Consider the following 22,868-nt stretch of genomic DNA (forward strand, 5'->3'; position numbering starts at 1 on the left):
CATTAAAGATACTATTTATAATATAAAAAGTGTAACCATTGGATTCCGCCCCCTTTAGAAGTACTCACTAAAATCTATCGAGTCTGCAGCGATGAACGAGTCAAAAAAGCCGTATACAACCGGCGAGATAGCCGCTTTTTGCCATGTTACGATAAACGCGGTCAAGAAATGGATAGCGTCCGGGAAGCTCGTGGCGTTCAGGACGCCGGGCGGTCACTTCCGCGTAAACCGGGAAGATTTCATGGTTTTCCTTGAGAAATTCAAGCTCGAGGTGAAAGAGGAGATGTTCCCGGAAAGAAAGAAGATACTCATAATAGACGACGAACGGGAAGTCGTGGAGTTCATAAAGGGCGCGCTCGTGGCCATGGGCGACGGGTTCTCGATCGAGACCGCGGGCGACGGCTACGAGGCCCTTATTAAAGTTGGGGACTTCAAGCCAGAGCTCCTTGTGCTCGACTTGAGGATGCCCAAGATAGACGGGTTCGAGGTCTGCAGGCGCATAAAGCAGGACGCCAACACCAGCAGGATAAAGATCCTCGCAGTCACGGCCTACGGCAGGGAGGACATGGAGAGGATAATCCAGTGCGGGGCCGACAACTGCCTTTCCAAGCCCTTGAAGCTCAAGGACTTCCAGAAGAACGTTCAGAGGCTGCTTAAGTAAGGCTGCCGCAGGGCAGCTTTGCCGGGCTGCTTCCGCAAGGCGAGTCGATGAAATCACCTCTCAGAAGCCTCTCCATTTTCCAGAAGTCCATAATCGCGCTGACGGTAATCTTCGCAGCCGCCGCATTCGAGTACAACTCGTTCCTCGACAAGTCCCGTAAGCTGGAGTTATACGATACGCTCCAGGCGGAGGTGGGCTCGGCGAGGGCCTCCATCTTCAGGCTCCAGCACCACCTGGAGATGATAGTAGTCGCATGGGGGATGGAGTACGGCTCCGTCAATATGTTGAAGGCGGGCATGGACCATACCGCCGACAGGCTCGAAGCCGTGGCGGCGGACCCGGCGTATGCCGGGCTACTTAAAGAGGAAGGCATGCTCGCCGAGTCAGTCCGGGCCGTCCTGAACGATATCTCCACGATAAGGGCGGAGCTCCGGAGGCTCAACGAGGCCATGTCAAGGGAAGAGATGATACTCCTGCACAACTCCGTGGACACGAACACTGTCCTCGCCGCCGAGAAGGCCGAAAGGCTCCAGTCCTACATATCGCTCAGAAAACAGGCGGTCTTCCGGGAGTTCAAGTCCCTTGTGCTCAAGAGCTTCGCCGGCTTCGTGGCGTTGGCGCTGGCGGCGGCCCTTATACTCTACGGGAGGGTCTTCCACCCCATGCGGAAGGCGGTCCTCACGGCCAGGCGCATCCTCGCCGGAGAGGCGGACGCGAGGTTCGACGCCGACGGCAGGAGCGAAACCGGGAGGCTTGGCGGGAAGCTCAACCAGATACTCGAATACCTTGGCAAGGAGAAGGCGTTCAAGGACTCGGAAAGCCTGAGGTTTAGGTCCGCGCTCGTCGAGTCCTCGGGGCAGGTATCCGCAATCGGCGCGGTCATCTCCCTTGGAGGCAGGACCCTTTCCGAAACGGAGGTCTTCGAAGCCGCCCTCAAGGAGGCCGTCCTGAGGACAGGGGCTTCGGGAGCCGCGGTATACATGCTCGAAGACGGAGGCGCATTGAGGCTGAAGTCGGCTTCCGGGCTGCCCGAGGGGATCGCAGCGCGCCTTGAGGACGTCTCGCTCAGCGGATGGGAGGGCGGCGCCGCAAAGGTCTTTGACCGCAGTTCATTCCCTGCGGCCTTTTCAGGGATTCTTTCCGGACCAGGTACGGAGCTGGTGGCCGCAGCCCCTCTTGTCTACAACAGGCAAGCGGCCGGGCTGTTGATAGCTGCCTACGGGAACAGGGAGGGCTTCTCGGTAGAGCACCTTGCCTTTCTTGAGGCAATCGCCTCGTCCATCGCCGTCATATCCGGGCATTCGGCCCTGTTCAGGAACGAGCGCGCCTCCAGGATACTCCTTGAGCGCCTCATCGGGCAGCTGCCGCCCGGCCTGGCAGTCTTCGGCCTCGACGGGAAATGCGTCATGATGAACGGCAGGGCAAGGCTAATGCTCGGCGCGAACTCCGGTTTCAACGCTTCGGCATACTCGGTCCTGGAGGACGAGGTGCTCCGGTCGCAGGGCATGGTCGCCGCGATCAGCAAGTCATACGAAGGTTATTCGACCGAGTTCATCATAAACTACGCCCCGATGTCCGCAAGGGAGCTGGGGCTGAGCGCGCCTGGGAGGAGGCTCCGGATAAGGAGCTTTCCGGTTTACGGCTCTGGCGGGGAGTTATCCAACCTGGCGCTCCTTTACGAGGACATGAGCGAGCCGGAAGCGGTCCAGTCCGGCGGGCAGGCGCGATGAAAAAGCTTTTCAGAAGCCTATCAATATCCAACAAGCTGGCCGTCGTGTTCCTTTTCCTTCTTTTCATGATGGGGGTGGGCGGCCTCGTCGGCCTCTATAACGCCGACCAGCTCGCCAAGGTCACGGAGAGCCTCTACGTCGACTCGTTCAAGAGGGGCGAAACCCTTTCGTCCGTGGAGAACGAGTTCCTGTCCGCCAGGCAGGAGGTCTTCCTGCACACGATCATCACCGACAACTCGTCGAAGCTCTTTCTTGAAGGCTCGATAGACGACCGCATGAGGAGGATGGACAGGCTGCTTGCCGAGTACAGGGCGATGGGCATCGCCTCGGGCCGGGACAAGACCTACGACGAGCTCATCGAGAACCTCCGGATGTACGCGGCCGTGCACGAGAGGGTAGAGGAGATATCCAGGGCGGGCAACAGGGACGCCGCCCTGAACCTCATAAGGAGCGAGGGCAACAAGGTCTTCACCGCCTCCCTCAATTCACTTAAGGAGCTTATCAAGGAGGAGAAGGACACGGCCTTCACTGCCTACAGGGAGAGCGGTTTCTTCGCAAAGGTAATAATACTCGTGACCCTGGCGTTCACGCTCCTCGCGATAGTGTTCGCCGGCGGGCTGTGGCTGATACTTACGCGTTCCATCGTGAAGCCCATACTCGCTATCGAGGAGTCGGCCCGGAAGATCGGCCAGGGGAGCCTCTCGGAGCGCGCGCCGGTCGCCGCCGAGGACGAGATAGGCAACCTCGCCGTCGAGTTCAACAGGATGGCCGGGAACCTTCAGGACTATTATACCAGGCTCGAGCACAAGGTCGAGGAGAGGACTGAGGAGCTTAAGCTCGCGAACCAGGAGCTTTCGAAGAACAAGATATCCCTCGAGTTCGCCAACATGGAGCTCGTGGAGGCCAACAGGATGAAGAGCCAGTTCCTCGCGAACGTAAGCCACGAGCTCCGCACGCCGCTCAACTCCATAATAGGCTTCTCCGAGCTCCTGCAGGAGAAGGCCTTCGGGGACTTGAACGAGCGGCAGATGCAGTATGTCGAGTACGTCCACTCGAGCGGAAGCCACCTCCTTCAGCTCATCAACAACATACTCGACCTTTCAAAGATCGAGGCCGGGAGGATGGAGCTCTCGATGGAGAGCTTCTCCCTCATGGAGGTCCTCGGCGAGGTCCTCGGCATAATAAGGCCGCTTGCGCACGAGAAGAGCATCGCAATAGAGTCCAAGTCGGTCCCGGCCTCTCCCAAGCTCATCGCGGACAAGGCGAAGTTCAAGCAGATAATGATGAACCTCCTTTCGAACGCGGTCAAGTTCAACGTCCAGGACGGCCGCATAAGGGTGGACTGGGAGATAACCGAGGAGCCAACGGGGCTGCGTATCGAGCGCTACATCACACTCAGGATAAGCGACACAGGCATCGGGATAAATGCCGAGGACAAGGGCAGGCTTTTCAAGGAGTTCGAGCAGATGGACTCCTCGTCCTCGAAGGAGTACGGCGGGACCGGCCTGGGGCTCGTGCTCACAAAAAGGCTCGTGGAGCTCCATAACGGGACCATATCCGTCGAGAGCGTGCCGGGGAGCGGCACGACCTTCATCGTCAAGCTCCCGCAGGGGACGGACGAGCTGGACGTCCCGGTCCTTACGACCAGGGCGGCATCATCCTCGGGGCTCGCCTCCCTGCCGCGCGTCCTCGTCTCCAGCGAGAGCGCGGACATAAACCGCCTCATCGACATATACCTCTCGGGCAGCGGCTTCGACGTTTTTACCGCGGTAGACGGGGTGGACCTTTTAAGGAAGGCGGGGGAGCACCGCCCTTTCGCCATCATCATGGGTATAGCCCTCCCGAGGAAGGACGGATGGGAGGTGCTCCGCGAGTTGAAGGAGGACCCAGGCACCGCCGGGATACCGGTTGTCATCATCTCTTCCATAGACAATAAGGAGCTCGGGTACTCGCTCGGCGCGGTCGAGTACATGGAAAACGCCGTGAAGAGGGAAAGGCTCCTTGAAGCTCTCGACAGGATACGGCAGAAGGCCGGCTGAAACGGGGTCCGATGGCTGCTGAGGAACGGAAGATAAAGATCCTCCTCGTAGAGGACAACCACATGAACAAGGTCCTCGTCAAGGAGATACTCACCCTTCACGGTTACGAGATAACGGAGGCCGCGAGCGGCACCGAGGCCCTCAAATCATTGATGGAAGAGAGGCCCGACCTCATACTCATGGACCTGCATCTCCCCGGCATGGACGGGGTAACCGCGACCAGGATAATAAAATCCGACTCAAGGAACAGCTCCATACCCGTCCTTGCCCTTACGGCATCCGCCATGAGGGGAGAGGAGGGCGAGCTTTTGTCCAAGGGTTTCGACGGCTACGTGGCCAAGCCCATCGAGCGCAAGAAGCTGCTGGACGCGATAGTGTCGAGCATGTCGGACAGGCCCGGCGAAAAGGCCTAAGGCCGCTTTAGCTTCCTTATCCTTGCGAGCGCCTCTTCCATCCGCCCCATCGCCTCGATGCCGGGCCTTTCACCGCCGTACCGTTCCCTGAGGTATATTTCCGTTATTTCGGCTACATCGGCCTGCCCCACCCTGTCGGCGAACTCCCTCGGGGTCTCCCCGGGCCCTTTCCGCATACCCTTCACTGAGAGGACCTTCAGCAGCTCCATGTAATAGCGCGGGGCCTTGTGTCCGGCCTTATCTTTACGGGCGAGCCTCCGGGCTATAATGGCCCCGGATATTGCGAGCGCCGATACGAGAAGCGCCGCTAGCACGCTTTTTACGCCGGGCCTTTTATCCGGCAGGAGGCCCGCGAGCAGGCCCTTAAGCCCGGATGCCTTCTCCTCGAAGGCAAGGGCGATGGCGCGCTGGTCGGAGAATGAAAACCGGACGATATGCCTGTTCCACTTGTGACGCATGAGGTCGAGATACATGAAAAGGGCTCCATGCCTTTCCCACTGCCACGAGGAGGGCGTGGGATCGAACCTCATCCAGCCCTGCCCGTCTATATAGGCTTCCACCCAGCTGTGCGCGTCCTGTTTCCGCACCATGAAATAGCCGCCGTATTCGTTCCATTCCCCCTCCAGGAAGCCCGTGGCTATCCTGGCCGGCACGCCCACGGACCTGAGCATCATGGCCATGCCTGTCGCAAAGTGCTCGCACCAGCCCTCTTTCGCGTGGAGGAGGAAGTCCTCAAGCGGGCCGGTTCCTCCACCGCTTTGCGGCGTAAGCGTGTAGGAGTAGTTTTTGCGGAGGTATTCCTCTATCGCAAGGGCCTTACCGAGCGCGCTCGTCCTCCCCGCGGACGCAGCCCTGGCCAGTTCCGTTATCAAACGTCCTTCCGGGCTGGATGCGAGATACGAAGCGTCAAGATATGAACCGTCGGGGTCGCTGGCGGGCCTGCCGCCCGAAATATCCGACCACGCGGTGTACTCAAGCCTCCTGAAAGGCGCGGAGGGGAGGCGGATATTCCCGGAGCCGTCGGTCCAGAGGTTATGCAGCCTACCCTCTATCATGTAGGCGCTGGAAGCCGCGAAGAGCACCTCGGTGTCGAGCGGCTCGAGCCAGACCTTCTGCTCCAGGTTCCTCTTTCCTGGGCCCCCGAATGTAAAGACCCCGTCCTCGCCCCTTATGAGGCGGTCCAGGGCTACGCGCCTGCTCCATCCGGAGCCGTCGAAGAAATCGAGCGACGCGCCCCGGAAATAGAGCGGCCCAGGCGGGCTTTCGCCCTTGATTTCGACCCGCATGACGATGGCGGGGTCGAGCTGCACCCCGGCTATAGAGTCCATCTCCATGCGTTCCGAGAAGCCTGAAATATTGAGCGTGTCGCCTGGTCCGGCTTCCAGTATCCCGACCCCCATCCTCGGGATGGAGAAGAAGACCCCCAGGGTGAGGACAATGCAGACCGCGGAGAGCGCCGTAAACGCGAGGAAGAGGGGAAGGCCGAAAAGGTCGTGAGGGGCGCCCGCCCCCGCGCCCGCCAAGTCCATGTCCCTCCGGAGGCTCAGGACGACCATGCCCCATATGACGAATACGATATAAAGCGCGAGGACCGCGAAAAATACGGGGCTTACGGTCGAGGCCGCGGCTGCGAGGATAAGGAAGAACGCAATCGCGAAGATGATCGCGTGGTCCCTTCCGCCCCTCAAGGACAGGAGCTTCAAAACGAGTATCAACGAGAGGAACCGCGTCCCGGAGGCGATGATATCTCTCGATATTGCGAGGTAATCGGCGATCAGGAAAACGAAGGCCGCAAGCGCCGCCGCGTTCCAGAACAGGGGGCGGAAGACAGGTTTACCCGACGCGAGATTGTAGGCGATGCCGGCGACGGCGATCACGGAAAGAGACGATATGAGCCCGCTGCCTGCCGCCTCGACCAGGCCCGCGGCCCAGAGCCCGAGGAGCGAGATTATTGACGTGACGCCGAGCGCATGGGATCTCATGCCGACGTGACCCTTAAAACCGGCTGTCCCTCGACAGGCGCGGGCGATATGAGCGCGAGCTCTTTTAATATCTCCGACAGTTGCGCGCGCCCGGGCCCGGGAGGGATGTCCCTGCCGATGGTCTTTAGTCCCACTGACCCTCCTGCTTCGATATGGAAGGCCGCCGTAGAGGCGGCCCTGTCCACAAGCTCCTCGAATTCGCCGTCGGTCCCCCCGCGCCGGTTCTCGAAAATCACGATCACCCGCTTCCCGGCCCCTCTCTCGAACTCCTTCGTAAGTAGCCTCTCCTTCCGTGCGGCCGATTTCCAGTGGATGTGCCGGGCGTCGTCCGCGAGCCCGTATTCCCGGAGCCCATAAAAATCGCTACCCGCGCCCCTCTGAGAGCTACGCCCGTCTCCGTAGATCGTCGAGATACCCTGGGCCTTGATCGCGAGCGCGCGGTCAGTGGATGGGAGTACGAGGACGCTCTCGTCCTCGCCGCCAGGCTCTGTTTTTCCCTTTATAAAGAACCCGAAAGGGAACCTTGTCGAGATCCTCACCGGACCGGGCGTTACGAGCCCCCTTTCCCGGAATAAGCAGTCAAGGCGGAGCTCCGTTGATTCTCCCGGCCTGAGCCTTACTACATAGGCAGGGGCGGAAATCCGGCCCTCGATCCCGACCACGCTGAAGGAATACGAGGAGAAAAGCCGTTTGGTGTTCTCGATCCGTAATGTCATGGAGGAAGGCGAGCCCTTGTATGCGGACCGCGGAAGTGCCCTCTTTACGCGAAGCCCCCTGAGGGTCGCCTCGGACATCAGGCCCGACACAATGATTATCGAGAGCATGGCCGAAACGACAAGATAGAGGAGGTTATTGCCGGTATTGACAGCCGCGAGCCCGATGGCGAGCAGGACCCCGATGAAGGCCTTGCCTTCCCTTGTTACCGAAAGGGACCTCGGGAACTTCAGAAAACGGCGGAGGCCGGTCACCCTCCTGACAGACCCTGCCTTCGCCGGGTTTATGGAGGGTATGAGGCCCGGATCAGGCATCAGAGAGGGACTTTTGCGGTGCCGAGTATTTCCATTATGAGGGAGAGGCCGGTCTCGAACCCTGCTTCGAGCGCCCGCTCGGCAGGGACTATCCTGTGCGCGAAGACCGGGCCCGAGAGGGTTTTTATGTCGTCAGGTATGCAGTAATCCCTGCCCGAAGCGAGGGCAAGGGCCTGCGCCGCCCTGTACATGGCCATAGCGGCCCTGGGGCTCAGTCCGAGCCTTATCGCGCGGTGGCTGCGGGTCGCGGAGACTATGGAGAGGATATAAGTGACGAGGTCCTCGTCCACTCTGACCCTCGATGAGAGGGCCTGGAGCGCCTCTACGTCGCCGGAGTCAAGCACCGGACCCAGGCCTTCGAGCGGGCCTTTTTCACCGGAGGACCTTATTATCATCCTCTCGTGCTCCACGTCAGGGTAGCCCATCCTGAGGCAGATCATGAACCTGTCGAGCTGCGATTCGGGGAGCGGAAAGGTGCCTGAGAACTCTATCGGGTTCTGCGTCGCAAGCAGCACGAACGGGGAGGGGAGCGGGTATGTCGCCCCGTCGACCGTGACCTGCCTTTCGTTCATGGCCTCCAGAAGCGCGCTCTGGGTCTTGGGTGTAGCCCTGTTTATCTCGTCCGCAAGGACGATATTGGCGAAGACCGGACCGGGCCTGAACTCGAATGCGCGGGCCGCCTGGTTGAAAACTGTCACGCCGACGATGTCCGACGGGAGGAGGTCGCTTGTGAACTGTATCCGCTGGAAGGAGCAGTCGAGGCTTTTCGCGAGCCCGTGGGCGAGGGTGGATTTCCCGACGCCCGGGACGTCCTCGATAAGGAGATGTCCCCTTGCCAGTAGCGCCGTTATCGCAAGGTCAATGACCGCGGGCTTGCCCATCACGGCCCTTTCGAGGTTTGCCCTTAGCGCGCCGACCCTGGCTGAAGCCTCTCTCAAGTCCATTCCCGTGGTATTCAGCACGGGTGAAATCTTAGCAGATACTCGTTTCCCAGTCAAACAGGAGCAGGAAGAGGAGGTGGTTAAAAAAACCCCGGCAATTTTGTTGCTTTTCAAGCCCGCGCCGGCCCGGGCAGGCCAATTCAGGTTGACAAAAGCCGCATTTTTTCATATTATTGCCGGAATTTACTCGTCGATTTTTCTTCTTCATCAACCACCAGGAACCGAGCAACCTGACGTGAACCGTTTTCAGATTATCGCCCTTTCCATCATAGCGGCATTCTTCCTACTGACATCCCTTAATCCACGGGTGGCCTTTTCGGAGACCGGAAGCGCCTCCGGCAAGGCCAGGGCGCCATCTCCCGAAAAGTCTTCAGCGGGAAAGAGCGGCCTGCCTGAGGAGCTGCTTCACGAGCGCGAAAGGGTATCAGGCCCGGATTACGAGTCCTCCTTCGAGAAATACCTGGCCGGGAAGACACCGGGACTCGGGCATTTCGGCTACGCCCTCTTCAGGTCCGTCCCTTTTTCTTTTCAGCCGTCCGACAATATCCCCGTGGACCCGGATTACGTCCTCGGCCCGGGCGACGAGCTCAGGGTAAGCATCTGGGGCAGGCTCAACGCCGAGTACTCGGTCGTCGTGGACCGCGACGGAAAAGTGAACCTCCCGGAAGCCGGAATCCTCTTCCTTAACGGGTTGACGTTCAGCGAGGCGAGGGAATTCCTAAAGAAGGAGCTTGCGAGGTATTACCTTCCGTCCGAGGTCAAGATGAACGTGAGCATCGGCGCGCTCCGTTCCATCCGCGTCTACGTGGTCGGAAACGCCGTCCGGCCCGGGAGCTACTCCATTTCATCCATGTCAACGGTGCTGAACGCGCTCTTCGCGGCAGGCGGGCCCTCAAAGACAGGTTCCATGAGGAAGATAGAGCTTAAGCGGAACGGAGCGACAATAGCCGCCCTGGACCTCTACGACCTCCTCCTCAAGGGAGACAAGTCGACGGATTTGAGGCTTGCCGCTGAGGACGTCGTCTTTATCCCTCCGGCTGGGCCGCTCGCGGCCGTAGCGGGAGAGGTCAGGTCGCCTGCTATCTATGAGCTCAGGGGCGAGTCGAGCGCCGCGGAGATATTTGCCCTCGCGGGCGGGCTGAACGAAACGGCCATCAGGGGAAGGCTCCGCATAGAAAGAATCGTTGAGAACACCAGGGAGGCGATGTTCGAGACGGACCTCTCGGCAAAGGACCCGGCTGACGTAAAGGTGCAGCCGGGAGACCTTCTCACGGTATATCCGGTAATCCCCGATAAAAAGGTAGTAAGGATCGAAGGCGCTGTCGAGAGGGGCGGCGAGTTCGGTATCGGCTCGGGCCTCAGGGTCAGCGACCTCGTAGCGCTTGCCGGCGGGCCGAGGTACTACGCCTACACCGAGGAGGCCGAGCTTACGAGGATAACGCCCGAGCAATCGGGGCCTGTGACGACCAAGATACCAATAAAGCTCGTCAGGGCGCTCGAAGGGGATCCCGAGCACAATATCGAGCTTCTGGAAAACGATTACCTCTTCGTCAGGGCCGTGCCGGAATGGGAGCTTTACAGGACCGTAAGGATTACCGGAGAGGTGAGGTTCCCCGGCGCGTATACCATTAAAAAGGGCGAGACAGCCTCGTCGCTCATCGAGCGAGCAGGGGGCTTTACCGGGAAGGCCTATCTCCGCGGCGCGGTCTTCACGAGGGAATCCGTAAGGGAGCTCCAGCAGGCCCAGCTCGACGAGGCGCTCGACAGGCTTGAAAAGGAGATACTCGCTCAGTCGGCGTCCGGCATCGGGTCGGCCCTTGACGAAGAGGCGGCCAGGATCGAGGAAGTCGCGCTCTCGAACAGGCTGGCGGTGCTAGCGAAGATGAGGGCCGCAAAGGCCAGGGGCAGGATAAGCATAAGGATCGAATCGCCTGCCGATTTCAGGGGAGGCGAATCCGACCTCGTGCTTGAGGAGGGCGACCATATCCATATACCCGAGCGGGCCGCACACGTGCAGGTCATCGGAGCCGTCCACAACCAGACCGCATTCGTGCACCGGGCCGATTTCAGCGTGAAGGACTACATGAGGAAGGCCGGAGGCGTTACCAGGAGCGCCGACAGCGGCGGGATATACATACTGAAGGTAGACGGGACCGCGATAAGCCGGAACGACGCCGGGTCCCTTTTAGGCTGGGACCGGGATACGAGGAGATGGACCGGAGGAGGCCTCATGTCAGCGGCCCTCGATCCGGGCGACACCATAGTCGTTCCCGAGAAGGTCGACAGGACGGCGTTCCTCCGGGACTTCAAGGACATCACTCAAATATTGTATCAGATAGCCGTGACAGCAGGCGTCCTTATCGTCGCATTTTGACCCTGGACGCTGCAACTGGAGAGGAACCGGATGCTGAGGGAAAACACCAAGATCATCTCCGGCGGCCTTAAGACCGCGGACCTTGTCATCACCGCCCTTTCGTTCCTGGCGGCCTACGCCATAAGGGGGTCCATAACGGAACTCCCGGCCCTGAGGCCTTTCTCCGAATACTCGTTTCTCCTCATATTCATACTGCCGCTCTGGGCCGGGCTCCTCCGGTATTACGGTGCCTATGGCACGATGAGGACCAAGAGCCTTCTGCAGACGCTCGTTCCGGTGCTTAAGGGCTCGTCAGCGGCAGTGATAGTCCTCATGACCCTTCTCTACGCCTTCAAGCTCGAATACGTGAGCAGGGCGCTCATCATTATCTTCTTCGTCGTGAACTCGGCGTTTCTCCTGGCCTTCAAGGCGTTTGTCCTGTTCCTTACGCGCTACTTGAGAACAAAGGGCTACAACTTCAGGACCATGATAATAGTGGGCACCGGGAGGAGGGCGCTGGAGTTCGCGAGGTTTATCGATGAGCACAAGCAGTGGGGCGTGCACGTGCTCGGGTTCGTGAGCGTGGGCAAAAATGACGAGCCCGGGCCCGCGCCGGCCCCGGAGCGCGTACTCGGGGAGGTGGAAGACCTAGAGCGCCTGATAACCACCGTTCAGGTCGACGAGGTCGTGTTTGTCGTCACGAGGAAGCTCCTCGACAGGATAGAGGGGCCGGTCATGGCCTGCGAGCAGGTCGGCATAAAGGCGAGCATAGTGATGGACCTTTATCGGCACGAGATAGCCAGCATGCAGATGGGCGAGCTCGCGGGCAGGCCGGTCATGACCTTCAACCCGGTCGCCACGCACGAGCGGGGGGTCGTCCTTAAAAGGGCGCTGGACGTCGTCTTTTCGGCTCTCGTACTTCTTCTGGCCTCGCCTTTTTTCTTGTTCGCGTCTATCGGAGTGAAGCTTACCTCGCCTGGCCCGGTCTTTTTCCGGCAGGAGAGGTGCGGGAAGAACGGCAGGCGCTTCAAGGTGCTTAAGTTCCGCACCATGGTAGAGGGCGCGGACAAGGCGCTCGCATCGCTTAAGCATTTGAACGAGATGAGCGGGCCCGTTTTCAAGTCGCGTAACGACCCGAGGGTCACGCCCTTCGGGAGGTTCCTCCGTAAATACAGCATAGACGAGCTCCCTCAGTTCGTTAACGTACTTAAGGGGGACATGAGCATCGTGGGGCCGAGGCCGCCGCTCCCGTCTGAGATCACACAGTATGACCTGGCCCAGCGGCGGAGGCTTTCGGTGAAGCCAGGGATAACCTGCCTCTGGCAGGTGAACGGCAGGAACAAGATAGGGTTTACGGATTGGGTTAGGCTCGACCTCGAATACATCGATAAATGGAGCTTCTGGCTGGACCTGAAGATAATCCTGAAGACCGTGCCTACGGTCTTCAGGGGTACAGGCATTTAGGGGCGGGCTGCGCGGATTTCGCGCTCTCGTCCGATGCAATTGAGGCAACCTCTCAAAATCAGAGATTTTTCCCCGCATCCGAATCCGAGGAAAGATTGATTTTTAGAGGTGGCCTTGAAAGGAACGGTAGTTTTTTGTTTCGTAAGCTCTTTTTTCTTAGCGCTCTTTTTTTGTCCGCATACGGGCTCTCCATGCCCGATGGCGCACATGCCGGCAGCTCGATAAACATACCGGTCGATAGCTGGATATACCGCGACCTTGAGCGCCTGGAGGTGAAGGGGTTAATAGAGAGCGGGATACTCACGACCCGGCCCTTCACCAGGCAGGAGGGCGCAAGGCTTGCCGGCGAGGCCGTCCGGAATTTGAAAGGGGACGGAAGAGGAGGTCCGTGGCGGTCCGCGGAGCCCATAGCGTTACGGCTGAGGGCGGCCCTCGGCGATAACGAAGGGTCAGGCCCGGACACCTATTTCAAGCCTATAGAGCGCGCCTATGCCGGTTTCGTGTACTCTGACGAGAGGCCTTATTTCCCGTCCGTCAACAACGACGGGCACGAGTTTCGCGAAAACGGCAATGCATGGGCCGGTCTGTCGGCAAGCGCCGGGCTTCTCGGCTTCACTTCCATAGAGCTCAATCCCGAGTACAGGGCCGGCTCGTCCTCCGAACTCAGGCTCGTCCGCGGTTACGCGAAGGCGGACATCGGCTTTATCGAGCTCCTGGCCGGCAGGGAATCCATGTGGTCGGGCCCAGGCTATCACGGGAGCCTCCTCCTTTCCAATAACGCGGAGCCGCTTGAGATGGCCAAGGCTTCGACGGGCCGCCCGGTGCTACTCCCCTGGGTCTTTAGGAAGCTCGGGCCGTTCAGGCCGTCCGTCTTCCTGGCAAGGCTCGAAGAGGACAGGGACTTTCCACGCGCGAACCTCCTCGGCATGAGGCTTGATTTCAGGCCTCGCCCGTCTTTCAGGTTCGCGCTCTCAAGGGTAATCATGTTCGGCGGGGAGGGCCGGCAAAGCCTGAGCGCCTCGGACTGGGTAAAGGTCTTCTTCGCCTCGGACAGCGCTGAGCACACGAGCTCGCCCATAGACGGCAACCAGCTCATGTCGATCGACGCCTCATACATCCATGTCGACAGGAACGGCAGTCTGCCCTGGACAGGGCTTAAGCTCTATACCGAAATAGGCGCGGAGGACTCATCCGGCAACAGGACCCCGACGGTGAGGGGCTACCTCTTCGGCCTCTACGTCGACGAGCCGCTGGGGCTTAAAGGCCTCGATTTCAGGGCCGAGTACGCCTATAACGCGCACGGCGACCGGTTTTCCTTCGCCCAGTGGTACAGGCATCACATATATGATTCAGGTTACACCTATAAGGGCCGTGTGATAGGGCACCACATGGGGCCGGACGCCGCCGACCTCTTCATCCGCGCCCAGTACCATTTCCAGGGCGGCGCAACAATCGGAGCGGAAGCCGACTGGGAGCGGTCCCTCATACACGAAAGAGGCGAAACGAAGCGGAGCTGGCTTGCGGCTGACGCAAGCGTTATATTCGGCGAGGCCCTCAGGGTGAGGGGGAGCGCGGGGATCGAGAAGACGGACGGCCCCTCGGGAAGCTCCGCGAACCCGGTTGCCGCGATTTCCATAGAAAGGCATTTCTGAAATGGAAGACTTGCGAGACGAACTGACGATTCGCGATTACATATCCGTAATCTCCAGGCGCCGGAAGATGATAGGGGCCGTTACTGCCTCCGCCTTCGTGATCGCTGTAATCGTAAGCCTTCTCCTCCCAGTGCAGTTCGCCTCCACCGCGAGCATCATGCCGCCGCAAGACGATAGGGGGGTGGGTTCCTTGGCCGGGCTTTCGCAGGTGCCGGGGATCGCGGCGCTCTCCGGGAGCTTTTTGGGGCTGAAGTCGCCTTCCGACCTCTGGGTAGGGATACTGAAGAGCCGGAGCGTCGCGGACCCGATAATAGAGCGCTTTGGACTCCGCGAGCTTTACGGCAGGAAGACGCTTGAAGAGACGAGATCGGCGCTCTCCAAAAGGATTAGGATTGAAAAATCGAAGGAGGAGATAATCTCCATAACCGTCTTCGACACGTCGCCCGAACGGGCAGCCCTGATCGCCAACGCTTTTGTCGAGGAGCTCGACAGGATCCTCGGCCGCTCCGCAATGACCTCCGGCCAGAGGATGAGGACGTTTGCCGAGAAGAGGCTAAAGGAATCCAGGCAGGAGCTCGAAAAAATAGAGGCCGAGCTCAGGGGCTTCCAGGAGAAGCACAAAACGGTGAACCTCGACAGCCAGTCAAGGGCGATAATCGAGGCCATAGGCACAGTAAAGGGGCAGCTCATGGCCAAGGAGGTGGAGCTCACGGCACTCCTTTCCTTTGCAACCGAGGAGAACCCCATGGCGGGAGTCCTGAAGGCCGAGGTACTGGGGCTGAAGGAGAAGCTGAGCGAGCTTGAGTCCGGGAAGCCCGCCGGAAGGGGAATATTCATACCCACAGACAATATCCCGGGCATATCGTTCGAATACGCCAACCTTTTGAGGGACGCGAAGGTACAACAGACGCTTTTTGAGCTCCTTACGCAGCAGTACGAGGTCGCCCGCCTGCAGGAGGCCAAGGACAGCCCCACCGTCCAGGCGCTCGATATCGCGATGCCGTCGGACAAGAAAGCCAAGCCGAAGCGCGCCATGATCGTAGTCTTGGCAACTGTTTCTGCGTTAATTTTTTCGATATTTGCCGTATTTTTCACAGAATATATAGAGGCATTGGGGAGAAGAGGCGAATCTTGAGGAACGGGCCCGTAGGCGCGCGATAGTTCTTCTGGCTCAGTCTTTTCACAAAAGGAGAGCCGCTTTTAACAAAATTGACGATATTTTATTTCCTGGGTAACTTCACAAAAGCATTTTAGCAAGCTATACTGTCTTTGATTGGAGGATTTTGACGTATGGGCTTTCGCGACCTTTGGCAACCCTCTATCCACTTTTGGGAAATCTTAGCATTCTGTTCTGGACAAATCGCTTATAGGTGCCAGAAAAGGAACAATGCTAAACAGGCGCTATTTCATAAAATTTCTATTATCCAGTATTGTAGCGGCTGGATGTGGCTCAGATATTGGAAGGGGCAGTTTTACTGAAGATAACTCACACGATAACAAAAAAACTTTTAAAATTTATGCTGTTACTGATACTTCAAATTGGGTTATAAAGGATGGTGTTCGCATAAATTTATATGATTATAAATTTATTGATGGAGTCACAAACTATATTAAATGGTCCTATATTGAGAGTGAGGAGGGAATTTACAATTGGAAGGGCTTAGATAGACTTTTAACCGAAGCTGCTCTATCGGGAAAAAAGCTATCTTATAATATTCTTGGAGGTGATCACGCGCCAGATTGGGCCTTTGATAAATATTTAATACCTGCTTATCATTGTTGGTGCTGTGAGACAGAGACTGAACGCAGGACATATTTCCCCTGGATTGAGACACAGAATGGACGTTATTTAAATACAAAAATTCTTGAGATTTGGGAAAGGACTGTTGAAAATTTTGCTGGATTTTTAAAATCGCATCAGTTTAGAAATTGTATTTCGTATATAACAATTACTGGGGGACCAACTTCGAATGGGCTCGAAATAATGTGGAGTAAATTGTATAACGCACCGGAACTTAATTGGGGAAGTCATGAAGAGGAATTATTCATTGAATTCTGGAAAAGACTTATAGATATTTACATCCGAAATTTTTCAGATTTCCCTTTGGGGATTGCATTTGCTGATGTTTTCCCAAATAGTAGTGAAAGTTGCCAAATTAGTAGAAATATTTCTATCTCCAATGAGATTGTCAAATATGCATTGGCTGAAGCTGAACAAAAGAATGCCATTATTAGACCACTAGGGCTCTGGTTTGGAAATATCCCGCCAGAATTGTTAAGTTCACATAGCTTAGTAGAACAATTTTGGAATCTTGGTGCACCTTTTGCTGTTCAGGGTCATATCAGAACAGAAGATTCATCAAGGCTAGAAAATATGCTATATGCTGCAATTGATTTTGGCGCGAATTGGATAGAACTCTGGCATTCAGATGTGATTGACCCAAATTTTCAAGAAGTACTTATCAAATTCCGAGAAGAAATTAATTTTGAGCTCAATTAAAAACACCCTAAGATGCTAATTTTTTCAATCAATCTGTTTTTCTTAAGTTTTTTAATCATATACTCATTGTACTCAAGCAGAAAAGGTAATTTGCATTTCTTTTCTCCTTTCTTTTTTCCTTTTATAATTTTTTCAGTATTCTACCTTATCCCATCCTCAATAAATGTTTTAATAACAGGAAAGGATGTGCTCGAAACTCACCACTATCTCTATTTTATTGCAATTTTGTCTTTTGTGATAGGCGTTTTAATTTCAAGAAAATTATTTCGGCATAAGGAAGATGCCGCAGCACACGAAATAGGTTTTGCAAAAGGAAAAGAAATTCCTCTATTAGCGCTAAATTTATTTGGAATTTTCCTGCTTCTATTGTATGGGGTCTGGTCTGGTATAACGTATGGCCTTCTTACGGGCAATGACATCGAGGATCTAAGAAGAACTGCGGAAATTGGCAAAGGCTTTATAAAAGAACCTGGTATTTATTTTGTCTCAATATCAAGTCTTCTCCTTACTGGCTGTTATATGAAGGCCGGGAAGAAAAAAATTTTTGGCATAAAAAGCCTTTTTATAATCGTCTATTCGTGTTTTGTAATTTTTATCACCGTTGCGCATAAGGTGGCTCTTTTTTTACCGCTCTTACTACTGCTTGGTCTTTATAATAAATATTGTAAAATTTCAATAAAGAAATTGTGCTTTATAGGATTTATTTTTATAGTTGGAATAGGCGTTGTAAATTTTATGAGAACTGGCTTGGAAAAAACTGAATTTATTAATGATCTTATGTGGAAGTCAGTCGTTGTGTTTGCTATTTATGATGCCAATTATGTTCCTATTGTGAAGCAAGTTGAGCGAGGAGAAATTGAGTTGCAGAAGGGGCGTGAGTATTTTCAGAGTGCAATTTTAATTATTCCAAGATTTCTTTATTCTGAAAAGCCTGTCAGCTTTGATTATTTTCTTAAAGAAAAATTGAATAGAACTTTTAGTGGTGGTGGGCTTCCGCCAACTCCTGTTGGTAGTCTATTCCTCAATTTTGGATTGTTTGGCGTAATAATTGGGATGCTTACAATTGGTCTTATCTATAATTATTTATATATATTGTACATAACTAGTTCCTATTCTAAAAGTGTGCTTTTGCTATTTTTAATATATTATATTATGAATCCTTCTCAGCTATTTGGTTATCTTTTTATTTTTCTGGTCTCTTTTATTTTTATTGCTTTCACAAGTTCTATTATATATAAAGCTGCAAGTTTTCGAAAAAGGATAGCGCTTAGTTTGTAAAAGACAGGGCCTTCTAGTTCATTCAACGCCTCTCCTTAGGCCTCTTCTTGGCCGGCTCCGGGCCGCTTGCCTTTTTTTCCGCGAACTGGGTGATATGTACATGTACAGGCTCGGCAGGGCATTGACCGGCTTTACCCTCGTCATCGTCATAATGGGCTTTGCAGGCGGGCTCAACAGCGCCTTCGTCATCGTGAGCTTCCTCGGGACGTCAGGGATATACCTCTCGCGCTTCCATGAGGCATCGAGAAAACATGCCGGCGGGCCCGGTTAATGAGGATATTAAAAAAAAACTCAGCAGCCTACCTATCATCACTTCGAAATATCCCCCAAAAGACGCTAATCTGACAAAAAATGTCATATGCACTGACAAAAATTGTTACTCCAAGCTGGGTAAAACTCGGCCTGTTTCCTGAAAGATGCTGATTTACTTACAATTCCAGATTTGGCACGCCAGGTGCATATAGAAAGAATCAACAAGAAGGCGGCTCAAGTTCCAAAAAGTTATTCCGAAAAGAAAGAAATAAAAAACATCACCAAAGGGTGAAAGGAGGAAGTAAAATGCTGCAGAGGATATTGAAGAACATGAAGAGGGAGGACGGCTTCACGCTGGTCGAGCTCCTGATAGTCGTGGCCATCATAGCCATACTGGCGGCCATAGCCATCCCGCAGTTCTCGGCCTACAGGGAGAGGGGCTCAAGGGCTTCGATGGTCGCGGACGCGAAGAACACGGCCACCCAGCTTGAGGCGCTCTTCACGGACGAGAGCTCGTATACGGACGCTGATGGAGTTTCCGTAGGCCCCGGACCTGCTTTTACTGACGTGACCGGCACCAACAGCGGCCAGACCGTCAGGTTCCTCGCCAGCAAGAATAACACCATCACCATAACCGGCAACGCCCTTGACTGGTCTATCGATGTTGACAACCCTGGAGCCGGAGCCGGCAAGAGCCCTCTCACGCTCGCGAGCGATGGCAGCTGCGCCTACGCCGACGCCACTAATTGCTAACACACGGCATGCAGCATTGAAGTGAAAAAGGGCCTGTTAATTAAGCAGGCCCTTTTTTTTTGCTCTACTCACATGCTGCCTGGGAAACAAATATGGCTGAAAAAAAGGCATATGCGTGCCGGAGGATGGGCGGATTCACTTTGGTCGAGCTTCTCATAGTCGTCGCGATAATCGCCATACTCGCCGCAATAGCCATACCGCACATGCAGTCATCCTCCATGAAGGCCGCTCGGGCAGCCATGCTCTCAGACGCGAGGAACGCCACGAGCCACGAAGAGGCGTATTTCCTGGAAAACCAGACCTATCTGGCCATAGCGGCAATTACCGGGCCTGCGCTCGTCCCGATCGGGAGTGGGGCCGTTAACGTAAGCAGGGGGAATACCCTCGAGGTATCGGCTGGAGGCAGCGGCATAACCGATTCTTACGTCATGACCGTATCCAACCCGAGGGCAGGCGCGGGCATGTCTCCGCTTACCAGGACCACGGACGGCTCTTGCAGCTGGGCTGACGGGAGCGCCTGCTGACAACGGGCAGAAAGCCAGGCGTGCCAACGGTAAATCTCCCCTGACCCCTCTTTAGCAAAGAGGGGAATTAATGCCCTTTCCTAAATATTCCTCAGCGCTTCCCTGCAGAGCCCTGCCGGGTCGTAACCCCTCTTTTCAAGCATCCTTTTCCTTATGAAGAACTCGAGGAATGAGTGCGCCCTCAGGAACGGGACACCGTGAGCGGCCAGATTCACTATGTCCAGTATGACATGGAAAACGAACCCGAGCCAGACCGCGAAGAGCGGGGCCGAGCCGGTCCAGTAGGATATGAAGAAGAGAGGCACGAGGAACTCGAGTGTGTGGAATATCTCGAGGTTAAGAAAACCCGGCCTGTAAAGGTGCCTTTCAAGCCAGGCGTGGTATGCGAACATCCTCCTGATGCTGAAGTCCGTGAAGCGGTTGTGCCAGAGGAAATCCAGGTAATGGTCAAGGTCGATAAGCAGCGAGGCCGCGAAAAAGATGACGCTGTCTCTTCCGATGAAGGGATACAGGACGGCCGCCCCGATTGCGCCGCCTATCACATGGTCTCTCGGTTTCATGCCTCTCCTCTCAAGGTGCGCGTGTGAGGACTGCAAATTCTATTATACACCGCCATTCCGGACCTGAGGAGGCTTTAAGTCAAAATTTGCCACGCCCTGCAGCGTCCTCCGGCGACGCAACATGAAATTTAACACATGATGGAATTCCGGGCAATGCAAATTCCCGTAACGTCCCGGCGTCCTCTCCCTTTTAAGGAAACGCATATGCGCCTGTGATATAATATTTTTGAACTTTTTAAGTTTTTTTCGGAGAAGATATGGCCAACGTAAAATCAGGCGATGGGTCCGCGCCGGCAGCCCGTACAGTAAGCGTGAATATCCCAGTTACCGGCATGAACTGCGCCTCCTGCGCGTCCAAAATCGAGAAGGCGCTAAGGGGACTTGGCGGAGTCGTATCAGCTTCCGTGAACTTCGCATCAAATAAGGTTAGCGTCTCCTACGACCCGGCCAGCCTGCGTCCTGACGACATAATCCGCGCGATAAAAGGGCTCGGGTACGGCGCCGGGGCAGCACACGTCACTATCCCGATACAGGGGATGAGCTGCGCTTCCTGCGTAAGGAAGATTACGGGCGTGCTTGAAGGCGTCGACGGGGTCTTGGGCGCTGATGTGAACTTCGCATCCGGCAGGGCGGAGGTGAGCTATCTGCCGGAGACGACCTCTCCTCAAGCTCTGGTCAGTGCCATAAGGAACGCCGGGTACGGCGCGGAGGCGCTGTCAAGGGATGAGGACCTTCTCGAGCGGGACGCAAGGCTCAAGAAGGCCGAGATGAAGGGGCTCGTCGCGAGATTTCTCCTGGCCGCGGTTGTATCCGTGCCCCTGATGCTCGGCTCGATGGGGGAGATGCTCCACTGGGTCCCTTCCGTTTTCGGCAACCACTTCGTGCAGCTCCTGTTAGCTGCGCCGGTCCAGTTCTTTAGCGGCGGAAGGTTCTACAGGGGCGCTTGGGCCGCGGCAAAAAGAGGCTACGCGGACATGAACACGCTCATAGCCGTCGGCACCTCCGCCGCGTTCTTCTTTAGCGCGGCCGTAACGCTTTTTCCAGGCTTTTTCGCCTCAAGCGGGCTTGCGGGAGGCGTCTACTACGAGACGGCCGCGGTCATCATCGCCCTCATACTCCTTGGCCGTGCGCTCGAGCTCCGCGCGCGCGGGCAGACAGGCGAGGCCATAAGGAAGCTCGTCGGCCTCGGCGCGAAAACCGCACGGGTCGTAAGAGGCGGCATTGAGTCCGCCGTCCCGGTCGAGGAGGTGATCCCGGGCGACATCGTTGTCGTAAGGCCGGGCGAAAAGGTCCCGGTTGACGGCGTAGTGGTCGACGGGTACTCGTCCGTTGACGAATCCATGATAAGCGGCGAGAGCATGCCCGTCGATAAGAAGCCCGGCGACCAGGTCATAGGCGCCACAATGAACACTACCGGCTCGTTCAGGTTCAGGGCGACCAGGACAGGAAAGGACACGGCCCTTTCAAGGATAATCAGGCTCGTCGAAGAGGCGCAGGCCGCAAAGCCGCCCATTGCGCGCATGGCCGACGTGATCGCGGGCTATTTCGTTCCCGCTGTCATTGCCGTCGCGGTAATCACGTTTATCGTCTGGTACGTCTTAGGCCCGGAGCCTGCCCTTGCCTTCGCCCTCATGAACTTCATAGCCGTCCTCATCATAGCCTGCCCGTGCGCGCTGGGGCTCGCGACGCCGACTTCGATAATGGTAGGCACCGGAAAGGGCGCCGAGAACGGGATACTCATAAGGGGCGGCGAATCGCTCGAGACGGCGCACAAGCTCGACACGATAGTCCTCGATAAAACCGGGACGCTCACGAGAGGCAAGCCGTCGGTCAAGGAGGTGATCGCGCTCGCGGATACGGGGGAGGCGGACGTCCTTTTCCACGCGGCCTCGGTCGAGAGGAAATCCGAGCACCCGCTCGGAGAGGCGGTAGTCAGGAAGGCCGAAGAGCTCGGGATAAGCACTGTTGAGCCCGGCGTGTTTGAAGCGGTCCCGGGCCGAGGAATAAGCGCCGCCGTAAACGGGAAAAAGGTGCTGCTGGGCAACGAAAGGCTCATGGCGGAACGCGGCATCGACATCGACAGGGCGAGGGGAGAGGCCGAAAGGCTAGCCCTCCGTGGCATGACCCCCGTTTATGTAGCTCTCGACGGCAAGGCCGCAGGGTTGATCGCGATAGCGGATACCCTCAAGGAGGGCTCAAGGGACGCGGTTATGGCGCTCAGGAAGATGGGCCTTGACGTGGTAATCCTGACCGGCGACAACAGGAGGGCGGCTGCGAGCATAGCAGGGGAGCTAGGCGTCGAAAAAGTGCTCGCCGAGGTGCTTCCAGAGGACAAGGCCAGGGAGATAAAGAGGCTCAGGGACGAGGGCAGGGTGGTCGCCATGGTCGGGGACGGGATAAACGACGCCCCCGCGCTCGCCCAGGCCGACGTCGGCATAGCCATAGGGACAGGCGCTGACGTCGCCATGGAGGCCTCGGACATAACCATCATCGGGGGCGACCTCAAGGCCATAGCCGCGTCGATCTCCCTCAGCAGGGCCACCATAAGGAACATCAGGCAGAACCTCTTCTGGGCCTTCGTCTACAACGTGCTCCTTATCCCGGTGGCCGCAGGGGCGCTTTATCCCTCCTTCGGCATCCTCCTTGACCCGATGTTCGCGGCCGCTGCAATGGGGCTCTCGTCCGTAAGCGTAGTGGCCAACGCGCTTCGCCTGAAGAGGTTCAGGCCCGCGGCATGA

At 56.4% G+C, this 22,868-nt stretch carries 18 protein-coding genes; 14 read left to right on the forward strand and 4 right to left on the reverse strand.

Annotated elements, in window-relative coordinates; translation table 11 throughout:
* Nucleotides 1-91 precede the first annotated feature (91 nt).
* From QY316_06445 to QY316_06460, 4 genes are read left to right on the forward strand one after another with little or no spacing between them, the layout of a single operon-like run.
* Entirely contained in the window at nucleotides 92-661 is a 570-nt protein-coding gene (locus tag QY316_06445; protein ID WKZ34033.1) for a response regulator, read from the forward strand.
* Nucleotides 662-708: 47 nt separating this feature from the next.
* Nucleotides 709-2,391, forward strand: coding sequence for a GAF domain-containing protein (locus tag QY316_06450; GenBank protein WKZ34034.1), 1,683 nt, complete (start codon nucleotides 709-711; stop codon nucleotides 2,389-2,391).
* Nucleotides 2,388-4,430, forward strand: a complete 2,043-nt coding sequence (locus tag QY316_06455) for an ATP-binding protein (protein ID WKZ34035.1) — start codon at nucleotides 2,388-2,390, stop codon at nucleotides 4,428-4,430. The genes QY316_06450 and QY316_06455 overlap by 4 nt, the downstream gene beginning before the upstream one ends.
* Nucleotides 4,431-4,441: 11 nt before the next feature.
* On the forward strand, nucleotides 4,442-4,843 hold the full coding sequence (locus tag QY316_06460) for a response regulator (GenBank protein ID WKZ34036.1): 402 nt from the start codon (nucleotides 4,442-4,444) through the stop codon (nucleotides 4,841-4,843).
* On the opposite strand, the gene QY316_06465 is transcribed toward QY316_06460, so the two are convergent.
* The 3 genes from QY316_06465 to QY316_06475 are packed head-to-tail and all read right to left on the reverse strand — an operon-like array spanning nucleotide 4,840 to nucleotide 8,815.
* Nucleotides 4,840-6,825, reverse strand: a complete 1,986-nt coding sequence (locus tag QY316_06465; protein ID WKZ34037.1) for a DUF4129 domain-containing transglutaminase family protein — start codon at nucleotides 6,823-6,825, stop codon at nucleotides 4,840-4,842. The genes QY316_06460 and QY316_06465 overlap by 4 nt on opposite strands.
* Nucleotides 6,822-7,853 (reverse strand): DUF58 domain-containing protein, encoded by a 1,032-nt coding sequence (locus QY316_06470; protein WKZ34038.1) that lies wholly within the window; start codon nucleotides 7,851-7,853, stop codon nucleotides 6,822-6,824. Before QY316_06470 ends, QY316_06465 begins: the two co-directional genes overlap by 4 nt.
* Nucleotides 7,853-8,815, reverse strand: a complete 963-nt coding sequence (locus QY316_06475) for an AAA family ATPase (GenBank protein ID WKZ34039.1) — start codon at nucleotides 8,813-8,815, stop codon at nucleotides 7,853-7,855. The genes QY316_06470 and QY316_06475 overlap by 1 nt, the downstream gene beginning before the upstream one ends.
* A 214-nt stretch (nucleotides 8,816-9,029) precedes the next feature.
* On the opposite strand from QY316_06475, the gene QY316_06480 reads away from it, so the two are divergent.
* From QY316_06480 to QY316_06520, 9 genes are all read left to right on the forward strand, one after another.
* Entirely contained in the window at nucleotides 9,030-11,168 is a 2,139-nt protein-coding gene (locus tag QY316_06480; protein ID WKZ34040.1) for an SLBB domain-containing protein, read from the forward strand.
* 30 nt (nucleotides 11,169-11,198) lie between these two features.
* The gene (locus QY316_06485; GenBank protein ID WKZ34041.1) at nucleotides 11,199-12,611 is read left to right on the forward strand and encodes a sugar transferase; all 1,413 of its coding nucleotides are present in this window, start codon (nucleotides 11,199-11,201) and stop codon (nucleotides 12,609-12,611) included.
* Between the two features lie 191 nt (nucleotides 12,612-12,802).
* On the forward strand, nucleotides 12,803-14,263 hold the full coding sequence (locus QY316_06490; GenBank protein WKZ34042.1) for a capsule assembly Wzi family protein: 1,461 nt from the start codon (nucleotides 12,803-12,805) through the stop codon (nucleotides 14,261-14,263).
* A gap of 1 nt (nucleotide 14,264) precedes the next feature.
* The gene (locus QY316_06495; protein WKZ34043.1) at nucleotides 14,265-15,398 is read left to right on the forward strand and encodes a GNVR domain-containing protein; all 1,134 of its coding nucleotides are present in this window, start codon (nucleotides 14,265-14,267) and stop codon (nucleotides 15,396-15,398) included.
* Nucleotides 15,399-15,650: 252 nt separating this feature from the next.
* Complete coding sequence (locus tag QY316_06500; GenBank protein WKZ34044.1) at nucleotides 15,651-16,763, forward strand: hypothetical protein; 1,113 nt, start codon at nucleotides 15,651-15,653, stop codon at nucleotides 16,761-16,763.
* 12 nt (nucleotides 16,764-16,775) lie between these two features.
* Nucleotides 16,776-18,041 (forward strand): O-antigen polymerase, encoded by a 1,266-nt coding sequence (locus tag QY316_06505; protein ID WKZ34045.1) that lies wholly within the window; start codon nucleotides 16,776-16,778, stop codon nucleotides 18,039-18,041.
* Nucleotides 18,042-18,135: 94 nt separating this feature from the next.
* Nucleotides 18,136-18,312, forward strand: coding sequence for a hypothetical protein (locus QY316_06510; GenBank protein WKZ34046.1), 177 nt, complete (start codon nucleotides 18,136-18,138; stop codon nucleotides 18,310-18,312).
* A 287-nt stretch (nucleotides 18,313-18,599) separates the two neighbouring features.
* Nucleotides 18,600-19,046 carry a prepilin-type N-terminal cleavage/methylation domain-containing protein gene (locus QY316_06515; protein WKZ34047.1) on the forward strand — a complete coding sequence of 149 codons (447 nt, stop codon included), beginning with the start codon at nucleotides 18,600-18,602 and terminating at the stop codon, nucleotides 19,044-19,046.
* Nucleotides 19,047-19,171: 125 nt separating this feature from the next.
* A complete protein-coding gene (locus tag QY316_06520; protein WKZ34048.1) occupies nucleotides 19,172-19,570 on the forward strand; it encodes a prepilin-type N-terminal cleavage/methylation domain-containing protein in 399 nt (132 codons plus the stop codon).
* An 80-nt stretch (nucleotides 19,571-19,650) separates the two neighbouring features.
* Here QY316_06520 and QY316_06525 read toward each other — a convergent pair whose 3' ends face one another.
* A complete protein-coding gene (locus QY316_06525) occupies nucleotides 19,651-20,130 on the reverse strand; it encodes a hypothetical protein (GenBank protein ID WKZ34049.1) in 480 nt (159 codons plus the stop codon).
* 257 nt (nucleotides 20,131-20,387) lie between these two features.
* Here QY316_06525 and QY316_06530 point away from each other — a divergent pair, with 257 nt between their 5' ends.
* Nucleotides 20,388-22,868 (forward strand): heavy metal translocating P-type ATPase, encoded by a 2,481-nt coding sequence (locus QY316_06530; GenBank protein ID WKZ34050.1) that lies wholly within the window; start codon nucleotides 20,388-20,390, stop codon nucleotides 22,866-22,868.

The sequence above is a fragment of the Thermodesulfobacteriota bacterium genome (assembly GCA_030583865.1).
GTDB lineage: Bacteria > Desulfobacterota > GWC2-55-46 > GWC2-55-46 > GWC2-55-46 > UBA5799.